17 protein-coding genes are annotated in these 20173 nt (G+C 51.6%); 7 read left to right on the forward strand and 10 right to left on the reverse strand.

Annotation, left to right across the window (positions count from 1 at the left end; translation table 11 throughout):
• A complete protein-coding gene (gene ribA, locus Z042_RS15430) occupies positions 1-594 on the reverse strand; it encodes a GTP cyclohydrolase II (protein ID WP_024910787.1) in 594 nt (197 codons plus the stop codon).
• Between the two features lie 1639 nt (positions 595-2233).
• On the opposite strand from ribA, the gene pgpB reads away from it, so the two are divergent.
• The 3 genes from pgpB to lapB all read left to right on the forward strand — a co-directional run bounded on the left by pgpB (position 2234) and on the right by lapB (position 4888).
• Complete coding sequence (gene pgpB, locus Z042_RS15440; protein ID WP_024910786.1) at positions 2234-2998, forward strand: phosphatidylglycerophosphatase B; 765 nt, start codon at positions 2234-2236, stop codon at positions 2996-2998.
• Between the two features lie 411 nt (positions 2999-3409).
• Positions 3410-3712, forward strand: coding sequence for a LapA family protein (locus tag Z042_RS15445; protein WP_024910785.1), 303 nt, complete (start codon positions 3410-3412; stop codon positions 3710-3712).
• A 6-nt stretch (positions 3713-3718) separates the two neighbouring features.
• Positions 3719-4888: a lipopolysaccharide assembly protein LapB gene (lapB, locus tag Z042_RS15450; protein ID WP_024910784.1), complete on the forward strand. Its 1170-nt coding sequence runs from the start codon at positions 3719-3721 to the stop codon at positions 4886-4888.
• 42 nt (positions 4889-4930) lie between these two features.
• Here lapB and Z042_RS15455 read toward each other — a convergent pair whose 3' ends face one another.
• Together Z042_RS15455 and bhsA are read right to left on the reverse strand one after the other, a co-directional pair.
• Entirely contained in the window at positions 4931-5218 is a 288-nt protein-coding gene (locus Z042_RS15455; protein WP_024910783.1) for an Arc family DNA-binding protein, read from the reverse strand.
• A 157-nt stretch (positions 5219-5375) separates the two neighbouring features.
• A complete protein-coding gene (gene bhsA, locus Z042_RS15460; protein WP_024910782.1) occupies positions 5376-5636 on the reverse strand; it encodes a multiple stress resistance protein BhsA in 261 nt (86 codons plus the stop codon).
• Positions 5637-5955: 319 nt separating this feature from the next.
• Between bhsA and pyrF the strand changes: the two genes are divergently transcribed.
• A complete protein-coding gene (pyrF, locus tag Z042_RS15465; RefSeq protein WP_024910781.1) occupies positions 5956-6684 on the forward strand; it encodes an orotidine-5'-phosphate decarboxylase in 729 nt (242 codons plus the stop codon).
• 11 nt (positions 6685-6695) lie between these two features.
• Positions 6696-7022 (forward strand): stress response translation initiation inhibitor YciH, encoded by a 327-nt coding sequence (gene yciH, locus Z042_RS15470; protein WP_024910780.1) that lies wholly within the window; start codon positions 6696-6698, stop codon positions 7020-7022.
• A gap of 97 nt (positions 7023-7119) precedes the next feature.
• On the opposite strand, the gene osmB is transcribed toward yciH, so the two are convergent.
• On the reverse strand, positions 7120-7335 hold the full coding sequence (osmB, locus tag Z042_RS15475) for an osmotically-inducible lipoprotein OsmB (RefSeq protein ID WP_024910779.1): 216 nt from the start codon (positions 7333-7335) through the stop codon (positions 7120-7122).
• 398 nt (positions 7336-7733) lie between these two features.
• Here osmB and araD point away from each other — a divergent pair, with 398 nt between their 5' ends.
• Complete coding sequence (gene araD / locus Z042_RS15480; protein ID WP_024910778.1) at positions 7734-8432, forward strand: L-ribulose-5-phosphate 4-epimerase; 699 nt, start codon at positions 7734-7736, stop codon at positions 8430-8432.
• Positions 8433-8455: 23 nt separating this feature from the next.
• Here the strand turns inward: araD and Z042_RS15485 are convergent, their stop codons facing one another.
• The 3 genes from Z042_RS15485 to Z042_RS15495 are packed head-to-tail and all read right to left on the reverse strand — an operon-like array spanning position 8456 to position 12586.
• The gene (locus Z042_RS15485; protein ID WP_024910777.1) at positions 8456-9202 is read right to left on the reverse strand and encodes a DeoR/GlpR family DNA-binding transcription regulator; all 747 of its coding nucleotides are present in this window, start codon (positions 9200-9202) and stop codon (positions 8456-8458) included.
• A 47-nt stretch (positions 9203-9249) separates the two neighbouring features.
• Positions 9250-11682 carry a formate C-acetyltransferase/glycerol dehydratase family glycyl radical enzyme gene (locus Z042_RS15490; RefSeq protein WP_024910776.1) on the reverse strand — a complete coding sequence of 811 codons (2433 nt, stop codon included), beginning with the start codon at positions 11680-11682 and terminating at the stop codon, positions 9250-9252.
• Positions 11683-11686: 4 nt separating this feature from the next.
• On the reverse strand, positions 11687-12586 hold the full coding sequence (locus tag Z042_RS15495; RefSeq protein WP_024910775.1) for a glycyl-radical enzyme activating protein: 900 nt from the start codon (positions 12584-12586) through the stop codon (positions 11687-11689).
• Between the two features lie 133 nt (positions 12587-12719).
• Between Z042_RS15495 and fsa the strand changes: the two genes are divergently transcribed.
• Positions 12720-13385, forward strand: coding sequence for a fructose-6-phosphate aldolase (fsa, locus tag Z042_RS15500; RefSeq protein WP_024910774.1), 666 nt, complete (start codon positions 12720-12722; stop codon positions 13383-13385).
• Positions 13386-13436: 51 nt separating this feature from the next.
• Here the strand turns inward: fsa and Z042_RS15505 are convergent, their stop codons facing one another.
• The 3 genes from Z042_RS15505 to Z042_RS15515 form a co-directional block, all read right to left on the reverse strand.
• Entirely contained in the window at positions 13437-15503 is a 2067-nt protein-coding gene (locus Z042_RS15505) for a carbon starvation CstA family protein (protein ID WP_024910773.1), read from the reverse strand.
• 231 nt (positions 15504-15734) lie between these two features.
• A complete protein-coding gene (locus tag Z042_RS15510; protein ID WP_024910772.1) occupies positions 15735-17669 on the reverse strand; it encodes an exoribonuclease II in 1935 nt (644 codons plus the stop codon).
• A 180-nt stretch (positions 17670-17849) separates the two neighbouring features.
• On the reverse strand, positions 17850-20156 hold the full coding sequence (locus tag Z042_RS15515; protein ID WP_024910771.1) for an FdhF/YdeP family oxidoreductase: 2307 nt from the start codon (positions 20154-20156) through the stop codon (positions 17850-17852).
• Positions 20157-20173: the final 17 nt, after the last annotated feature.

Genomic DNA, 20173 nt, shown 5'->3' on the forward strand with positions numbered 1-20173 from the left:
TTATTTTTGATCCAGCAAATGCCCCAGTTTGCTGGCCTTAGTGGCGAGATAATGTTCATTTTTCGGGTTGCGGCCCACGATCAACGGTACACGTTCGGTAATGTTGATGCCCGCATTGGCCAGGATCTCGACTTTTTTCGGGTTGTTGGTCAGCAAACGCACGGCATCTACGTTTAACAGTTTGAACATGTCGGCGCACAGGGTGAAATCGCGCTCATCCGCAGCAAAACCGAGTTGATGGTTGGCTTCTACCGTATCAGCTCCTTTATCTTGCAAGGCGTAGGCGCGAATCTTGTTGAGCAGGCCGATGTTGCGGCCTTCTTGGCGGTGATACAGCAGAATGCCACGGCCTTCTTCCGCGATGCGTTCCAGCGCAGCTTCCAACTGGAAACCACAGTCGCAGCGCAGGCTGAATAACGCATCGCCGGTTAGACATTCAGAGTGTACACGTGAGAGTACCGGTATTTCGCCGGAAATATCCCCGAACACCAGTGCCAGATGATCGTGCCCGGTTGCCAGTTCTTCGAATCCTACCATCAGGAAATCACCCCATGGTGTTGGCAGTTTGGCTTCTGCCACCCGTTTAAGCTGCATGTTACTCTCCACTGACTCTACATTCCTCATCCAAGCGAGGGGGGTATCATTAAAACAACAGGTTAACTCCGTCATAGAGCTTCAGTAAACGCGAGATAGTGCCAGTTGCTGGGCATTCCTTTCTGCGGTAAGTGTACAGCATCTTTATGGTGTGTTTGCATGTCTGTATAACCGAAGGTTTGTTGCCAGGTAGTGATATTACCCGCATTCACCCTAAAATGCGTTGCGAATCTGTGCCTGAGTACGGTGCTGGTTTGATTTTTTCAGTATAGTTTATTGATTGTTTACTGATGAATAATCCGCTGATGAGCAGATACCCAGGTTTCTTTTTGTCAAAGGGAAAATGGAGTGCAGGGAAAGTAAACGATGATCTGATTGGGCAAGCTTGATGATTTTACTGAATCTATGATTCGAGTTTAAAAGCCCTGAAAAAAATATTACTCAGGGCTCAGAGAATAAGAGAGTTCCATTTCTCTGGCATTGGCACAATATCGTTAAGCAAAGAGTTATTGATATACTACATTCATAATCCCAAGGGTGCGCTCAGTATTAAGCCATTTGACATTTGTAACTTGCCCACTAGGGAAATTGATTTTTGATGAATTGATCGAAGCTACTGTATTTGTTTTTTTTCCATTATCGTAACATTGTATATTAACGTCTCGTTGTGAGTTATTAATGATACAACCGCCATCAACGATAGCCCCTGTGAAACGGATGACGCCACCTGAGGCGCTATTAGCGAATGGAGCTGCGAGTAGGAGGACGCTGAGTGAGGCGGAAACACAGGCGAGTTTGTAAACGTTCATGGTAAACCTCATAGAGTCAGAAAGGCACATCCATGTAACGTAATCGATACCAACAATTAACAATCTAGATGGCTTTTTTAATAATGACAATAGAGGGGCGTAAAAATTTAAAATCAGCAAGGGAGGTAACAGCTAGAGAACGGGTTGGTTGCGTGAAAAAATTAAAAATTACAATAAGATATATATCTTTTCAATGTGATTGCCTATGCTGTTTCTCTGCCTGAATCAGCAAGAAAGATGCTAATATCCAAGAAACTAGCCTAGCTGATTTCATGATTTTTGTTACTAACTTCAAATTCTAACTCGGTACTGTCAATATTTGTTGACGGGGGATTAACTATGTTTAATACCATTAAGAACAAACTTTGTAATTTAACTGCTCGGCTATAGTCATTTTTGTGGTGGTTTGCTTGGCGCTGCATTTTTTCAATATCTCGCAAAACAGATGTTATCGATTCTAATACGATAGTATTTCCGTCGTGATTACTTTATTTTATTAAATAAACTTTATGTTATTGGTGCAATATATAAATGAAGTGAATATCAAATAGCATCTGAATGGACGTTTATATAAAGCCAATGTATGAGTAAAGGTTTATCCAACCAGTTCTTTTACTTGCCAGGTTGACCTGAGTCAGTATGCCAACAGCGATGATGAGTTTTCATTTATTTGCGATGGCTTTCGTTAAATGAAGTGATACCAATTTGCCCCGGTATTTTCCCCAATGGCTGCTTGTGGCGGTAGGTTTACTCTCTGTTTAATTTTGCGTGTGTTGTTGGGATTGCAAGGTTGTTACACTATTGACTAAGCCCAGTTAAAGGATAGTCGAATGTTAGAGATAGCCAAACGCACTATGGTTGGTGCTGTTGTGTTGTTGCTGATGCCCTTAGCAGTCTGGTTTTCTGGCTGGCAGTGGCAGCCAGGGGGTAATACCGCGTTGTTAAAAGGATTGTATTGGGTGACTGAAACCGTCACTGCCCCTTGGGGAGTTTTTACCAGTCTGATTTTTTCCGTGTGGTTTTTATGGTGCTTACGTTTTCGCCTGAAACCGGCAATTGGCGTGTTTGTCCTGTTGCTGGTGTCGATAGTTATTGGGCAAAGCATCAAATCAGTGATCAAAGATCGCGTACAAGAGCCCCGGCCATTTGTCGTGTGGCTGGAATCTACTCATCAGATTGATGAAAAATATTTCTATTCATTAAACAGGAAAGAACGTAGTGCGTTGGTGAAAGAACAATTGCAAGAGCAGGCGTTGGTGCCGGAATGGTTGAGTAAACACTGGCAATTTGAAACGGGTTTCTCTTTTCCTTCTGGGCATAGTTTGTTTGCTGCAACCTGGGCACTGTTGGCCGTGGGATTACTGTGGCCACGCCGCCATTACAAAACGGTGGCAGTGCTGATGGTTTGGGCGACGGGTGTTATGGCGAGCCGCCTGATGTTGGGTATGCATTGGCCGCAGGATTTGGCGATGGCAACGGTTATCAGTTGGTTATTGGTCACTCTGGTCTGTTGGTTAGCACAGCGCTGGTTTGGCCCGCTGACTATCCCGCGGCAAGAACAGCAAGAGATCGTTGAACGCGAACAATCGAAATAATCATCAGGCTCTATTCATATCGCCTGTACTGAATATCAGGATGTTTGGTTTCCTTTGGTATCTGCAAATTAGTGATACTGTCACTTTTTATGGTAATCACCGCCTGCAACGTGTGAATATGAAAACTCACGCGTTGCAGCCTTCATCACTGCTCCCAAAATATGATAACTCCAACATTTTGAGAAGTTTTCTCATTAATCCGTTCAAGGGGTGATTTTCTGCTGCCTGTGCCGGGAGATATGTGGTTTTATCGCATCGCAGGGTTTCCCTGCTACGATGGGAAATGCTAACTTAGATGCCAGGAACGTCATTTCATGGCATAAACCCTGTGTCTTTCACGTTGCAACTTAGCGTGATGTGAAATTCACCGGGCAGAGTTCATCCGATTCACTCGGCATTGCGGGAAAGAATGTGAAATATTTGCTGATTTTTTTGTTAGTTCTGGTGATATTCGTGACTTCAATCACACTTGGTGCGCATAACGATCAGGTAGTGACGTTCAATTATTTAATTGCTCAGGGCGAATATCGCGTATCGACTTTGTTAGCCACGTTGTTTGGCGCGGGTTTTGTACTTGGTTGGATCATTTGTGGATTGTTTTACCTACGTACGCGCATCGTGCTGGGGCGCGCCGAACGTAAAATCAAAAGGTTGGAGCAGCAGATTGAGACGCCGGTTGAGCAGGGGTCTCCGTCTCTTGTCAGCAAGGATTAATTCTTTATGTTAGAGCTGCTGTTTCTGTTGTTACCTGTAGCTGCCGCGTACGGTTGGTACATGGGGCGCAGAAGCGTTCAGCAGGATAAACAGCAGGAAGCGAATCGCCTGTCGCGGGAATATGTGGCAGGGGTTAACTTTCTGCTTTCCAACCAGCAGGACAAAGCAGTTGATCTGTTTCTGGACATGCTGAAAGAAGACAGCAACACCGTAGAAGCTCACCTGACATTGGGGAATCTGTTTCGCTCACGTGGCGAAGTTGATCGTGCTATCCGTATTCATCAGGCGCTGATGGAAAGCGCTTCCCTGACCTTCGAACAACGTCTTTTGGCAATACAGCAGCTTGGGCGCGACTATATGGCGGCTGGGCTCTATGACCGTGCCGAAGATATGTTTAGCCAACTGATCAACGAAGATGATTTTCGTATTTCTGCCTTGCAACAGCTATTGGTGATTTATCAGGCAACCAGTGATTGGCAGAAGGCCATTGATGTGGCAGAAAAACTGGTCAAGTTGGGGAAAGAAACCCAGCGTATTGAGATCGCTCATTTCTATTGCGAACTGGCGTTGCAGGCGATAGGGGGGGATGATCTGGATAAAGCGATGGGCTTATTGAAGCGGGCAGCCTCCGCAGATAAGCAATGTGCCAGGGTATCGATCATGGTCGGGCGCATTTTTATGGCACAGCAAGACTATGTTAAGGCGATAGATGCGCTGCAACGCGTGCTGGATCAGGATAAAGAACTGATAAGCGAAGCCCTGCCGATGCTGCATGAATGTTACCCGCATTTGCCGCAGCAGCAGAATGAGTGGCTTGAGTTTCTCAAGCGCTGCGTTGAGGAGAATACCGGTTCAACAGCGGAACTGATGCTGGCGGAAGTGATTGAACAGCGAGAAGGGCGTGATGTCGTTCAAGTGTATATTAATCGCCAATTGCAGCGCCATCCCACCATGCGGGTGTTTTATCGTTTGATGGATTATCACTTGGCTGATGCAGAAGATGGGCGAGCTAAAGAGAGCCTGTTATTGTTGCGCGATATGGTGGGTGAACAGATCCGTACCAAGCCCCGTTATCGTTGCCATAAATGCGGTTTTACCGCGCATTCACTTTATTGGCATTGCCCTTCGTGCCGTGCCTGGGCTTCGGTAAAACCGATCCGGGGGTTGGACGGATAATAAAAACGGGGTAGTTGGAGCCCCCCGTTTCTCTGAAAATGATCACTTCTTCTTGCCACTTTTCACTCCGCCCTTCAACAGCAAGCGTAATTTCTTCAATTCTTTCTGGCTGAGAGGCTGTTCATTTTCTTCTTCGGTATGCTGACTATCAATCTCGTCATGATGCAGGGCTACCTGCTTTTTGCTAGGTTTATCTGGCACTTGAAAGCTGCTTTCCAATCGTTTGCAAACCTCGGCGCTTAAGGAATGGTCATTCTCAAGGGCGGCTGCTTTGATTTTTTCTTTAAGCTCCAAAGGAATTTTGATTGTCAGTGTCGATATCTCGCTCATTTTGCTGCCTTTTATGCGGGAAGATACTTTCAAACTAAGCCAGTGGCGGTGAGGTGTCCAGTCTGTAATAAAAATTTAATGTATTTGTAACATTGGGGCGCTAGCGGGAGGGGAATAAACAACCAGGGCCCGAAGATTCGAGCCCTGTGATACCTGCTTATTTATAGATAATCGCAGTACCGTGCATCAGATTATTACCATTGGTTGCAATGATGCGATAGCTACTGGCACCTTGAGCTTCTGCTTTGGCGGCCAGTTTAGCTTCCAAGCCGCTCAGTGTGCTGGCATGGCTGGTAGAAACGACACCGATTTCGGTCAGACTCTGTGCTTGCTGTAGGTCGACTGGTTCAGCCGCCAAGGTAGCAAAAGAGGTGAGAGTGATAGCACTTGCAATTACAAAATATTTGATGTTTTTCATAGGTGGCTCCAATTTATTTTTTAAGTAGGAAAGCAGGTTGCTTTCGATATATTGAATAATAGACTAACTGCTCAGTTTTGAAATTTGATAATGTTGTCTTAATCAATCAAATTATTTGATTGATTTTTTACGCATCTTTACGCTGTTTGACTTATTTTCGGCTAAAGCAAAAAGCGCTTATTGACGTTGTATGACTCAGCTTGGGTTAACCTTACTTAGCGCTGTGGCTGGGCTTTCAAATCTCTGGCATGTAAAATGCGGCGGTCAGTTTTGGCTGGGTGGTTAACATTGCATATCCATTTTACAGAAGGCAGAAGAAATGAAGTCTAAAAAAAATACAAATAACAATGGCTTAAAATCATCTCCAATCATCGTTGCGCTGGATTATGCCGACAGAAATGCCGCACTGGCATTCGCCGATCGTATTGATCCGCAAGATTGTCGGCTAAAAGTGGGGAAAGAAATGTTCACCCTGTTCGGGCCAGAGATAGTGCGCGATCTGCATCAGCGTGGGTTCGATGTTTTTCTGGATTTGAAATTTCACGATATCCCTAACACCGCAGCGCACGCCGTTGCAGCGGCGGCGGAGCTGGGGGTATGGATGGTCAATGTGCATGCCAGCGGCGGTGCGCGGATGATGACGGCAGCTAAAGAAGCGTTGCAGCCTTATGGGGAAGATGCGCCATTGCTGATCGCTGTCACCGTGTTGACCAGCATGGAGGCTGATGATCTCCGCGCTATCGGTATTGATATCAGCCCGGCGGAGCAGGCTGAACGCTTGGCTCGCCTGACGCGCGACTGTGGTCTGGATGGCGTAGTCTGTTCTGCGCAGGAAGCGCAGCGCCTGAAAGCTGCCTGCGGTAGCCAATTCCAACTGGTAACGCCGGGTATTCGCCCTGAAGGCAGTGCGGCTGGCGATCAACGCCGTGTGATGACGCCACAGCAGGCACAGGCTGTTGGGGTGGATTATATGGTGATCGGTCGCCCGATTACGCAATCTGCCGATCCTGCCGCCACGCTCAGAGCTATTCGTGCGTCGCTGGCTTAAGGAGAAGAAAGATGAATGATGACAACAGCCGTTTGGTCTATTCCACCGACAGTGGGCGTATCAAACAGGAAGAAGCCAAACCGCAACGGGCGAAAGGGGATGGTATTGTCCGCATCCAACGGCAGACCAGCGGGCGTAAAGGCAAAGGCGTCTGCCTGATTAGCAGTATCGATCTGGACGATGCGGCGTTGGATAAATTGGCCGCTGAACTCAAGAAAAAATGTGGCTGCGGTGGTGCGGTGAAAGACGGGATCATTGAGATTCAGGGTGATAAACGCGAGCTGCTTAAGCAATTACTGGAAGCCAAGGGCATGAAGGTGAAACTGGCCGGGGGCTAAGTGCAAGACCATGCCGCAGAGGATTGGCTGCGGCATGGTAGGAATGGCGGCTGCCAGAGCGTTTGCTCATCGCAGTAACTTGGCGAATAAATGTCACTTACTTGCCCACTTGGCGACCAATCAGCCCACCGACGGCGGCTCCGCCAACTGTACCTAACGCACTGCCATCCGTCAGCACTGCACCACCTACGGCACCAACCCCGGCACCAATCGCCGTGTTGCGATCGCGTCTGGACATATCTGAACAGGCACTCAATAAAAGCACCAGAGTCATCGCCAAAGCGGTTGTGGCAAAACGTTTATTAATAACCATAGTGATTTCTCCTTAGCAATGGGTTTACCCCCTACGGCAAGTGCTGGCCGAAAGGGGATTTGCTGGCGTAGCACAGTTTTAGTATAGGCAGTAACCTCTCATCTGGCCTATTCTCACCCTGCGTAGCGTCATGGTTAAAATCGGTGATTTTGATCCCTGAATTCAGTATAGATAGCCTACTGGGCGGAGATAGGGAAAGAGTCTTAATTTCCAGGGCGGAGCGGGGGGATTATTCTTATTCCCCTTTAGAGATTCATCATATTGCCGTTAAACCCCGCATTGCTTAGCACAGCCTCGAACATCCAGCAGAACCCTACGTGGTCTTTAGCGATTTATGCCATACCGGCCTTCTGTTTGCCTGCCGACAATAGCCAAAGGCAAGCAAGAAGGATAAATCCATGCTTAACGAACTTAAACAGCAGGTATTGGAAGGCAATCTGGCGCTGCCACGCCATCATCTGGTGACTTTTACCTGGGGCAACGTCAGTGCGGTAGACCGGCAACAGGGGCTGATGGTGATTAAACCCTCTGGTGTTGAATATGCCGTAATGACCCGCAACGATATGGTGGTGGTGGAGTTGGAAAGCGGCAAAGTGGTGGAGGGTAGCAGGAAACCCTCATCTGATAGCGATACCCACCGGGTGTTATACCTCAATTTTGCCGCAGCGGGCGGGATTGTGCATACCCATTCACGCCATGCCACCGTCTGGGCGCAGGCCGGGATGGATATTCCCGCCTGGGGAACGACGCACGCGGATTATTTCTATGGGGATATTCCCTGCACGCGCCCCATGCATGATGAAGAAATCATTGATCGCTACGAATGGGAAACCGGGCAGGTGATCGTTGAGACTTTCGCTGAACGCGGTTTGGATGCGGCAGCGATCCCGGCGGTGCTGGTGCATTCCCACGGTCCATTTGCCTGGGGCAAAGATGCCGACAGCGCGGTACATAACGCCGTGGTGCTGGAAGAAGTGGCGTACATGGGGATTTTTTCGCGCCAATTAGCACCAGGGTTAGCTAACATGCAGCGGGCGCTGTTGGATAAACATTATTTGCGCAAACACGGTAAGCACGCCTATTACGGCCAGCCATGACAGGGCTTGGCAGGCCCCGTTGTTTATTCGTTTACCAGATCTACCTGAATGCTCTGCCGTTTGAGCAGGTGCTGATAATCAAGATTCAAGCGTGAATCGGTAATAACCCGGCCAATCTGGCTCAGTGGATCTAGTGGGTTGGGTTGGATCTGGCCGAATTTTGATGAGTCGGTCAGCACAATGTTTTCCACTCCTTTTGCCAGCACCGCATTGACTACGTCGGCACGCATCATATCGCGGCCGGTGAAGCCGGTTTCGGCGTGGTAACCATCCACCCCGATAAACGCCTTGCTGAAATGCACCTGCTGGATGCACATCCGCGTCAAAGGGCCGACCATCGTCTCGCTTTTCTTCTGGTACATCCCGCCTAGCACAATCACCTCGCAATCGGTTTCTTTCAGCAGATGCGAGATGTAATGGCTGACGGTAATCAGCGTGATGCGTTTGCGCTCGGCTAGATAGCGGGCCAGCAGGGCGTTGGTACTGCCGCTTTCGATAAAGATGGTTTCGCCGTCATTAACCAGCGAAGCGGCATACTGCGCCAGTTTCTGCTTGAGGAGGAAATTGGACATCATGCGGGCATCGACATCGTCGCTCTCTAAGGCCACCGCCGAGCCATGCACGCGTTTCAGATAGCTGCGTTTTTCCAACAGATTAAGATCCTGACGGATCGTGACTTCAGAAACACCGGAGGCGCGTGCCAGTTCGCTGACGCTGATGCGCCGCCGATCGTTGACCAACTGCAATATGATTTGTTGTCTTGAATTCATAAAAGCCTGATATGCGGCTGCCAAATTGCAGCCGCCATGTTCACTGATTAAAGAGTATGTTCGGTGCGCGCGATAATATCATCCTGTGCGTCTGGGGATAATGCGGTAAAGAAGGCAGAATATCCAGCCACCCGTACCACTAAATCACGATATTGGTCAGGGTGTTGCTTCGCAGCCAGCAGCGTTTCTCTGGAGACAATATTGTACTGCACGTGCCAGCCGTGGTACTCCTCAAAGAACGTGCGCAGCATCAGCATTAATTTCTCACGGTCGCGTGGGTTTTCCAGCGTGGACGGATTCAGTTTCTGATTGAGCAGCACACCGCCAAGAATTGAAGCGGTCGGTAATTTAGACAGCGAGTTGAACACCGCCGTTGGCCCCAGATGATCGGTGCCAGAAGCCGGGCTGGCCCCTTCCGCCAGCGGCGTATGGGCTTTACGGCCATCTGGCGTCGCCATGGTGGCTGCACCAAAGGGCACGTTGGCAGAGATTGACGAGGTTCCCGCATAATAGGTGCCACCAATTGGGCCACGGCCAAACCGGGTATTGTGATACTGCTTCAGTTCATCGATATAAGTCTGGTAAGCACGCACCAATAATTGATCAACATCATCCACATCGTTGCCGTATTTCGGTGCGGCGTTGATCAGCCGTTGGCGCAATTGCTCACCGTCCAGCCCGCCGAAATCGTTGGCTAATGCCTGCGCCAACTGCTGCTGGCCGATGATCCCCTGTTCAAATACCAGTTTGCGCACCGCCGCCAGGCTGTTGCCTAGGTTGGCAATTCCCACCTGCAAACCGGAAACCCAATCATATTTCGCCCCACCTTGTTTGACGCTTTTGCCGCGTTCAATACAGTCATCCACCAGCGCTGAACAGACGATATCGTGAGCATTTTCTTCCAGCACGGTATCTACCACGCATTCAATTTCGATCGATTTGCGGGTGTAGTAGCGGATTTGTGTGTCCCAGGCCTCTAGCACCTGCTCAAACTGGTTGAAGTTGCCCTGTGAGAGCGCCAGCTCCTGCGGCAGGAAAATTTTGCCAGAAGTGGCATCACGCCCCTGTTCCAGCGCTGCCAGCATCACGCGGGCAAAGTTGATAAAGCTCATACCGGTACAACGATAGCCCCATTTGCCACCGACGGCGGTTTCGATACAACCAATAGCGGCGTAATCATAGGCATCCTGCGGCTCTACCCCCAGCTTGATAAATTCAGGGATGACGATTTCATCGTTGTTGAATGCTGGCATACCAAAACCACAGCGGATCACCTGCACACAGGCATCAAGGAAGTCATTGCTGATCCCGGCGTGGTAGCGCACGCTGAGATTCGGCTGGGTGGAACGCAGGCGACCACAGGACTCCAGAATGGCGTAAGACAGCGGGTTGACTGCATCAGATGGCTGACCATTGACTAATTTCTGCCCCCCGATAGTCACGTTCTGGTATAGCGGGCTACCGGCAGAAGCTTTGGAGTGGGAACCGGAACGGATTTTGTTCACTTCCAGCAATTTCAGCCAGCAACTGTGCAGCATTTCAATGGCTTTTTCACGCGGCAGGCTTTGTTCCAGTTCGACATCTCGGCGATACCAAGGGTAGAGGTACTGATCGAGGCGGCCAAAAGAAACCGAGTGGCCGTTGGATTCAATCTGCAACATCAGTTGAATGAAGTAGCACAATTGCAGCGCTTGCCAGAAGGTCTGCGGTGGCTGGTGGGCGATCAGTTCACAGTTGGCGGCCATGGTCAGCAATTCTTCGCGGCGCCAGGTGCGCTTTTCTTCTTGCGCCATCTCACGGGCCAGCAGGGCGAAACGCAGAATATGCTCACTTAACGCCACCAGCGAGATATCGATGGCCTTCAGGAATTGCTCTTTATGCAAATCATCCCAATCGGTCAGTTGCAGTCGGGTACGGCGTTCGGTGACCTTGTCACGCAGACCGTCCAGGCCTTTCTCCAGCAACAGCGGGAAGTTGACCGCCAAGTGGGCATCGCCAGAGGTCATGTTGCCTTCCGCTTTGATGATCCCGGTGGCCAGCAGCGCTTTCTGCTCATCGGTAAACATGCCGTAGCAGCGATCCTGCACGGTTTGGCCGCGCCACCACGGACACAGCTTATGCAATATCGCTTTGTTTTCCGCGCTGACGGAAAAGCCCGCGCCAGGGCGGTCGGCTAATTCGTCAATTTCACTTTCGATCCAACTGACGGTGTATTCTGGGAAGATCGGCGCGGCGCGCAGCTCGCTGGCCTGGTTGCCGATGATCAATTCATCGTTTTTGATCCAGATGGTGCGGTTTGCCAGGTGATTAGCCAGCGCCAGTGCACGCCGTACAGGCAACGGTTTATCCTGATGCTGCTGGTAGGTTTCGGTGTAATGCTGTGCGCGTTCGGTGCAGACCGGCGGTTTAACGATGTGGATCAGCGCGTTCTTGTGCGCCTGGGTGCGTTCGGTCAGGGTAATCAGATCCAGCGTGATCATAATGTTATCCTCGTAAAATAGCGGTCAAACCTTTGGCACTGGCATAATCTTCGGCATAGGTCAACAGTTCAGGATCGTCCAGTGGGGTACGGGAAGCGTGATAAGGCGCACCGAGCAGGTGGTACTTATTGATGCCCAGCGTGTGGTACGGTAAAAAATGAATTTCTTTCACGCCAATCTCGTCGGCGGCAAAGTCGGTAATGGCGCGGATCGCGGCGCGATCGGCGTTGAATTGCGGGATCAGCGGGACGCGCACGGTGATCTCGGTTCCTGCGGCCGCTAAACGGCGGAAGTTGTCCATCACCCGCTTGGCTGATCCATCGGTCCATTGTTTGAAACGGGCTTCGTCAACGTGCTTGAGGTCGGCCAGCATCAGATCGAGCCAAGGTAACGACGGTGCAATATACGACCATGGCGTATGCAGGCAGGACTCCACCGCGGTATGAATACCGGCTTCGCGCCCGCGTTTGAGCAAAGCGGCGGTAAGCTCCGGCTGCATAAAAGGTTCACCGCCGGACAGCGTCAGGCCACCGCCGCTGCGCGTATAAAAAGGTTTATCGCGCAGCACTTCGGCCATGATGGCGTCAATATCAGCGGCATTGCCGCAAACGCTTAAAGCGCCGGTTGGGCAGCAGCCGTTCAAGGCCTGATAATCGGCCATGGTGAGTAATGTGCGCTGAATAGTTAAGCCATCTTGCGTGCGCGTAATCGCGTGTGGGCAACGTTCGCTACACAGGCTGCATCCGCTCAGACACAAACGTTGGTCGAACAGCAACTCCTGTTGGCGTGAGCGGCTTTCCGGGTTTTGGCACCAGCGGCAATTCAGGGAACAGCCTTTCAGAAACACCACGCTGCGGATGCCTGGGCCATCATGAGTTGAATAACGCTGTAGATTGAAAAGCATTCATCACCTGTGAAGTTTTGTTTCTTACGTAAATTAAATTACTTTCGAATGAAAGTTATTTTGACTCTGATCAAATAAAGAAGCGTTTTTTGCCTTATTATGATGAAAGTCTGAAAATAATCAGGAGACCGATATGGAGCTTTATCTTGATACCGCCGACGTCAGCGCAGTGAAACGTTTGGCGCGTGTGCTGCCGCTGCACGGTGTGACCACCAATCCCAGCATTGTGGCCAAAGAAAGAAAACCAATTTGGGAAGTATTACCCGCTCTGCGCGATGCGCTCGGGGGCACCGGCAAACTGTTTGCTCAGGTGATGGCAAACGACGCGGAACGCATGGTGGCAGAAGCGGTGTCGCTGAATCAGCGCGTGCCGGGCCTGGTGGTCAAAATCCCGGTTACCACCGAAGGGCTGGCGGCGATCAAAAAGCTTAAATCCTTGTCGATCCCCACGTTGGGCACTGCGGTTTACGGGGCAGGTCAAGGGCTACTGGGCGCGCTGGCCGGGGCAGAATACGTGGCTCCTTACGTTAACCGCCTGGATGCGCAAGGGGGCGATGGCATCGAAATGGTTCATGAGCTGCAACAATTGCTCAGCCTGCATGCACCGCATGCCAAAGTGTTGGCGGCCAGTTTTAAAACGCCGCGTCAGGCGCTGGAGTGCCTGTTGGCCGGTTGCCAGTCAATCACCTTACCGGTGGATGTCGCTGAACAGTTTATAGGGACTCCGGCGGTGCAGGCGGCAGTGGAGAAATTTGAACAGGATTGGCAGGGTGCTTTTGGTACTACACTGTTGATCTGAGTGGATCATGGGCGGCGGGGAGCCGCCCATGAATGTTATCTTCTAAAACTTTTAGATACGCCCGGTTTCTTTACGCAGGATGATTGCGCTTTCACGTACCGTCGGCTCGCTGGAGTTCAGCGCACGGCGGATGACGAAGAAAGCAGAGATCAGCATGGTAACTGCAACCAACATAAAGAAGGCACATAGCGCGGCGTTAATCTGGTTGCTGAACACGATGGTTTCCATGTCTTTCAGCGATTTTGCCGGAGCGATAATGGTGCCTTGCTCAATCCCGGCAGAGAATTTTTTCACCTGCGCCAGGAAGCCAATACTGGGTTTCTCGTGGAAGATTTTCTGCCAGCCTGCGGTCATAGACGTGATGAACAACCAGATGGTGGGCACAATGGTGACCCAGGCATAACGTTGTTTCTTCATTTTGAACAGCACCACGGTGCCCAGAATCAGCGCCATTGAGGCCAGCATTTGGTTACCGATGCCAAACAGCGGCCACAAGGTGTTAATGCCGCCCAGTGGATCAACGACCCCTTGATAGACGAAGAAGCCCCAGCCCGCGACGGCGACGGTGGTTCCTGCCAGGTTGCCGAACCATGAACGGCTGTTGGCCAGCCGTGGAATGGCCACGCCAACCAGATCCTGCACCATAAAGCGGCAGGCGCGCGTACCGGCATCGACGGCGGTCAAAATGAACAATGCTTCAAACAGAATAGCGAAGTGATACCAGAAGGCCATCATAGCCCGGCTGTTGAACACTTCGGTGATGATGTGCGCCATACCGACGGCGAAGGTTGGCGCACCGCCAGCGCGTGACAGAACGGAGTGTTCCCCCACATCTTTGGCGATTTGTGTCAGCGTCTCTGGGGTAATCATAAAGCCCCAACCGTTGATCACCTGTGAGGCATTTTCCACCGTGGTGCCAATCAGCGCCGCCGGTGAGTTCATAGCGAAGTAAACGCCTGGATCGAGCACGGAGGCACAGATCAGCGCCATGATGGCAACGAAGGACTCCATCAGCATGGCACCATAGCCAATAAAGCGGATATGGCTCTCACGTTCTATCAGTTTCGGCGTGGTGCCGCTGGAAACCAGGGCATGGAAGCCGGAGATGGCACCGCAGGCAATGGTGATAAACAGGAACGGGAACAACGAACCGGCAAATACCGGGCCAGTACCATCAATAAAGCGTGAAACCGCCGGCATTTTCATTTCTGGCATGGCGAAGACGATCCCTATCGCCAGCCCGACGATAACGCCGATTTTCAGGAAGGTAGAGAGATAATCACGCGGTGCCAGCAATAACCACACTGGCAGTACCGAAGCAATAAAGCCATAAATCACCAGCACCCAGGTCAAAGTAGTGCCGTGCAGGGTAAAGAACGGCCCCCAATAGGGGTGTTGCGCCACATTACCGCCGTAGATAATTGCCATCATCATCAGGACAAAGCCGATCAGCGAGACTTCGGCAATTTTACCGGGGCGGATAAAGCGCATGTAAACGCCCATAAACAGGGCGATAGGAATGGTGGCGGCAATGGTGAACAGGCCCCATGGGCTATCAGCCAATGCTTTTACGACCACCAGCGCCAGCGCAGACAGAATGATGATCATCACCCCCAGCGCACCAAGCATGGTGATCACCCCGGCAAAGGCGCCCAGTTCCTGTTTGGCCATTTCGCCCAGTGAACGCCCATCGCGGCGGGTAGAGATAAACAGGATCAGGAAATCCTGCACGGCACCCGCCAGCATCACCCCGACCAGTATCCAGATGGTGCCCGGCAGGAAACCCATCTGCGCTGCCAGGATCGGCCCCACCAGTGGGCCAGCGCCGGCAATGGCGGCAAAGTGGTGGCCGAACAGCACCCATTTATTCGTTGGGACATAATCCAGACCGTCGTTATGGCGCTCTGCCGGGGTCAGCCGCCGGTCATCCAGTTCAAACACGTTTTTGGCAATAAACAGGCTGTAGAAGCGATAAGCAATGCTGTAGCAGGAAACGGCAGCGACCACCAACCAGAGAGCGTTGACATGCTCTCCACGGCTGAGTGCCAGCATGGCGAACGCGAAAGCACCGAGTAACGCCACCGCGAGCCAGGTTATGCCGGACTTGACGTTTTTCATGTTCCACAACTCCTTGTTGTGCAGAAATAGATAAATGTAATGTTTCTTAAGTAAAAGTAAGTAACAGGATAAAAATAGGGATTTTAGGCATTAAGAGAAGTCAATGAAATGAAAAATGTGAACTCTGTGGGTGTTTATTGAAAAAATAAGGTGATGTAACAGGGAGATGCAGTGATGGTAAGAAAATATAAAAGGCGATACTGAGTATCGCCCTAAGGGTTACTTGCTGAGTCAGGCGCTCGGTTTGGCAATCACGCTGCGGGTTTCCATACGCACTTCGGCAATGTTGACCTGCAAGGTATCACTCTGGCGATAAACCACTTCACCTTTGATCTGTACCGTGCCAGCCTCCTGGCTACAGACCAGCTCATCACGCACCGCATGAATAAACGGTGCCGGAACGAAAGCGACCGCGCCGTTTTCCAGCAGGCGCACGCGCAGGCCACCACGCGTTACATCAATGATTTCTGCCGTGAAATGCTCATTGGTTCCGGCTTTGTCTTGCAGGAAGCGCGCATACAGCCAGTCGCCAACGTCGCGTTCGGCCATGCGATTCAGGCGGCGGCGCTCAACCAGTTGCACTGTCACTTCGTCCTGCGGCTTATTGGCAGGTTGTTCGTTGATGATGGCTTTCAGCAGGCGATGGTTGATCATATCGCCATACTTACGGATGGGAGAGGTCCAGGTTGCATAGGCTTCCAATCCCAGGCCGAAATGCGGGCCTGGCAGGGTAGTGATTTCTGCAAAGGTCTGGAAACGGCGAATACGGCTATCCAAGAACGGTGTTGGCTGTGCGTCGAGATGGCGGCGCAGTTCACAAAATCCATCCAGCGTCAGCAGTTTTTCTGCTTCGGCCTCAACCTCGTTGGCCCGCAATACGGCGACAGCCTGTTCAACCAGCGCCGGATCAAACCCGGTATGAACGTTGTAAATGCCAAAACCAAGGCGATCGCGCAGCACCAGGGCGGCGCAGACGTTAGCAGCAATCATGCACTCTTCAACGATGCGGTTGGCGATACGGCGTTGTTCGGTGACGATCTCCAGCACTTCACCTTTTGCACCGAGTACAAAACGGTAATCAGGGCGATCTTTGAATACCAGCGCGTGCTGGTGGCGCCAGGCGTGGCGGGCATCACAAACCTGTTTCAGTAAGGCGATCTGCTGAGTGATGGCTTCATTGGGAGGTTGCCAACCTGCGATGCCTTCCAGCCAGTCAGAAACTTGGTCATAAACCAGCTTGGCTTTGGACTCGATTTCGGCGACAAAAAAGTGGATATCCTGGCCCAAAGCACCGTCTGCGGCGATGGTCACACGGCAAGCCAACACGGAGCGGCGTTGGTTAGGCAGCAATGAACACAGGTTATCGGACAGATCGCGTGGCAACATCGGAATGTTGAACCCCGGCAGATAATTGGTGAATGCGCGCTTGCGGGCGATCTCATCCAGATGGCTGTTTTCTGCAATATAAGCAGTAGGATCGGCAATGGCGATGGTTAACTGCCATGTACCGTTGCCGTTATCCTGTACGTGCAACGCATCGTCCATATCTTCGGTGCTGGCACTGTCGATGGTGACGAAATCCAGCGCGGTCAGATCTTCCCGTGGCAAAGAGGTATCAGGTTCGCCGAGGGTAAGCATCTCTGGTGCTTCTTTTTCCAGATGATGGCGTGCCAACGTTACCCACCAAGGCGCTAAATGGTCTTCGCCGTTGGTAATAAACTGCGTCAGATCGGCATAAAAACTGCGATCCCCCTTCAGAGGATGGCGGCGCATTTCTGCCACAGCCCAATCACCCTCTTGGAAATGATGAGTTAATTCACGCACCGGGCGGCACTGAATCACCTCTTTCAGCAAGGGATGGTCAGGTATGATAGACAGGCGATCGTCTCTTTTCTGCACCCGGCCAACAAATCGCGATAAAAATGGCTCAACCAGGGTTTCTGGTTCAGCGATTTCGCGCTCTTTTTCGGTATGCAGAGTGGCGACGATACGATCTCCATGCATGACTTTTTTCATGTACGGCGGCGGGATGAAATAACTCTTTTGACCGTCGACTTCCAAAAAGCCGAAGCCTTTCTCAGTCCCTTTTACTACGCCTTCAACACGCGGAGTCTGAGAGTGAAGTTGCTGTTTAAGCTGCGCCAGCAGCGGGTTATCTTGAAACATATCGTCCAGTGGATGGGTTGTGAGTGGCAAGATTTACGGCAAACAGTTTTACGCGAATCACCCGCTATGGGCAAGCTCAACATCACGCTTTCCGGCGCTCTTGCGCGATTGCACGCAGCAACGGCCAAGAAAAAACCGCGGCAAACCACGGGAATTCGGGTGGTGGTTTACCAGCGGCTGTCAGGCAATGCGCAGCGTTGGTGCGGCGGCACAGCGGCGGATCGTGACCGGGATGGATTTGGAGGTTGGTGTACCGGTGCCTTCACCAACGCTGGCCAGGGGAACTAATGGATTGGTTTCGGGATAGTAGGCGGCCAGATTGCCGCGTGGGATCGCGTAACTGACCAATTTGAACCCGCTGACTTTCCTGACAACGCCATCGTTCCACAGCGTTTCAATCTCAACCAGCTCGCCATCCTTTAAGCCGAGCGCGGCCAGATCCTCCGGGTGGATAAACAGCACTTCGCGCTGGCCGTAAACGCCACGGTAGCGATCATCCAATCCATAAATAGTGGTGTTGTATTGATCGTGTGAGCGCAGGGTTTGCAGGATAAAGGGCGCTTTTTCTGCCATCTGGCCTGGGAACAAGGTGTCTGGTAAAGGGGCAGCGCTGAATTGGGCTTTACCGCTTGGCGTAGCGAAACGCAGTTCTGCGGCGGCATTGCCCAGATAGAAACCGCCGGGCTGTTCGCAACGCTGGTTGAAATTATCAAAGCCGGGGAGGGTTGCCTGAATGTGGTTACGGATCAGCGAATAATCATCTGCCAGCGCCAGCCAATCCAGTTTTTCGCTACCCAGCACCGCATTGGCAATCCCGCAGACAATCGCGGTTTCCGAACGTTGAGTCTCAGCCAAGGGTTTGCCGATCCCTTCTGAGGCATGCACCATGCTGAAAGAGTCTTCCACCGTGATGTATTGTGGGCCGCTGGCCTGCATATCCAGTTCCGTGCGGCCCAAGGTGGGTAGAATCAACGCATCTTTCCCGGTAATCAGGTGGCTGCGGTTCAGCTTGGTACTGATATGCACGGTCAGATCGCAGCAGCGCAAGGCCTGGGCGGTGCGTGCAGTATCTGGGGCTGCGGCAGCCAGATTGCCCCCCAGCGCAATCAGTACTTTGACTTCGCCGCGCAGCATGGCCTCAATGGCTTCTACCGTATTATGACCGGCCTCACGGCGCGGACTGAAACCGAAATGTTGTTCCAGGCTATCGAGCAACGCTTTAGGGGCTTTTTCATCAATGCCCATGGTGCGATTGCCCTGCACATTGCTGTGGCCGCGCACCGGGCACAATCCGGCTCCCGGCTTGCCCAATTGACCGAACAGCAGTTGCAGATTGGTGATTTCGCGTACCGTTGCCACGGAATGTTTATGTTGGGTGATCCCCATGGCCCAGGTACAGATTACACGTTCTGCACCTTGATAAATGCTTGCTGCCTGACGTAGCTGGCTTTCACTCAGGCCCGATTGCATGGTGATTTGCTGCCACGTGGTGGCATCCACCTGCGCCAGATAGGCTTCGCTCCCAACGCAGTAACGATCGAGGAAGGTCTGGGCGAATAACCCTGGTTGGCTATCAGCCAACCGCTGGCGATGCGTTTCCAACAGCGCTTTCACCATGCCGCGCACCGTGGCCATATCGCCGCCAAGTTTGGGCTGGAAATAAGCTGAGCTGATGGGCGAAGAACTTGGCGTGAGCATCTGTAGGGGATTTTGTGGGTCAGCAAAACGCTCCAAGCCACGCTCACGCAGCGTGTTGAAGCTGACAATGCGTGCGCCACGGCTGGCAGCCTGCTTCAGGCTGTGCAACATGCGCGGGTGGTTGGTGCCCGGATTTTGACCAAACACCAAAATGGCATCGGCTTTGGTGAAATCTTCCATGCGGATAGTCCCTTTCCCAACGCCGATGCTTTGCTTAAGGCCCACGCCGCTGGCTTCGTGGCACATGTTAGAACAATCGGGGAAGTTACTGGTGCCCAGCATGCGGCCAAACAGTTGGTAAAGATAAGAAGCTTCGTTACTGGCACGGCCAGAGGTGTACAGTTCAATCTGGTTGGGATTATCCATCTGGCGGATATGTTGCGCAATCAAGGCCAAAGCCTCAGGCCAACTGATTGGCTGATAATGATCGGTCACGGCGTTATACCGCATAGGGTGGGTAAGACGCCCTTGATATTCCAGAAAGTAATCGCTTTGCTGCAACAGGGTGCTCACGCTGTGTGCGGCGAAAAAGGCCGGTTCAACCGCGTGGCGCGTGGCTTCCCAACTGACTGCTTTGGCACCGTTCTCACAGAAACTGAAGGTGCTGTGATTATCATCTCCCCAGGCGCAGCCAGGGCAATCAAAACCACGCGCTTTGTTAACGCGCATTAGGTTACGCAGGTTTTTCAGCGCTTGCTTGCTGTCGAACACATAGCGGGTGGTGGCTTCTAATGAACCCCAGCCTCCCGCTGCGCCGCGATAAGGCTTGATTGACGGTTTGAATTTCATCATTTTCTTCGCAGGTG

Origin of the sequence: Chania multitudinisentens RB-25 (genome assembly GCF_000520015.2) — a bacterium.
Lineage (GTDB): Bacteria > Pseudomonadota > Gammaproteobacteria > Enterobacterales > Enterobacteriaceae > Chania > Chania multitudinisentens.

Coding starts and splice junctions, on each gene's coding strand:
- pgpB (WP_024910786.1), top strand. CDS start 2,234: ATGTTAGAGATAGCCAAACGCACTATGGTTGGTGCTGTTGTGTTGTTG.
- Z042_RS15455 (WP_024910783.1), bottom strand. CDS start 5,218: ATGAGCGAGATATCGACACTGACAATCAAAATTCCTTTGGAGCTTAAA.
- yciH (WP_024910780.1), top strand. CDS start 6,696: ATGAATGATGACAACAGCCGTTTGGTCTATTCCACCGACAGTGGGCGT.
- Z042_RS15495 (WP_024910775.1), bottom strand. CDS start 12,586: ATGCTTTTCAATCTACAGCGTTATTCAACTCATGATGGCCCAGGCATC.
- fsa (WP_024910774.1), top strand. CDS start 12,720: ATGGAGCTTTATCTTGATACCGCCGACGTCAGCGCAGTGAAACGTTTG.
- osmB (WP_024910779.1), bottom strand. CDS start 7,335: ATGGTTATTAATAAACGTTTTGCCACAACCGCTTTGGCGATGACTCTG.
- Z042_RS15485 (WP_024910777.1), bottom strand. CDS start 9,202: ATGAATTCAAGACAACAAATCATATTGCAGTTGGTCAACGATCGGCGG.
- bhsA (WP_024910782.1), bottom strand. CDS start 5,636: ATGAAAAACATCAAATATTTTGTAATTGCAAGTGCTATCACTCTCACC.
- ribA (WP_024910787.1), bottom strand. CDS start 594: ATGCAGCTTAAACGGGTGGCAGAAGCCAAACTGCCAACACCATGGGGT.
- pyrF (WP_024910781.1), top strand. CDS start 5,956: ATGAAGTCTAAAAAAAATACAAATAACAATGGCTTAAAATCATCTCCA.
- araD (WP_024910778.1), top strand. CDS start 7,734: ATGCTTAACGAACTTAAACAGCAGGTATTGGAAGGCAATCTGGCGCTG.
- lapB (WP_024910784.1), top strand. CDS start 3,719: ATGTTAGAGCTGCTGTTTCTGTTGTTACCTGTAGCTGCCGCGTACGGT.
- Z042_RS15510 (WP_024910772.1), bottom strand. CDS start 17,669: ATGTTTCAAGATAACCCGCTGCTGGCGCAGCTTAAACAGCAACTTCAC.
- Z042_RS15505 (WP_024910773.1), bottom strand. CDS start 15,503: ATGAAAAACGTCAAGTCCGGCATAACCTGGCTCGCGGTGGCGTTACTC.
- Z042_RS15515 (WP_024910771.1), bottom strand. CDS start 20,156: ATGAAATTCAAACCGTCAATCAAGCCTTATCGCGGCGCAGCGGGAGGC.
- Z042_RS15490 (WP_024910776.1), bottom strand. CDS start 11,682: ATGATCACGCTGGATCTGATTACCCTGACCGAACGCACCCAGGCGCAC.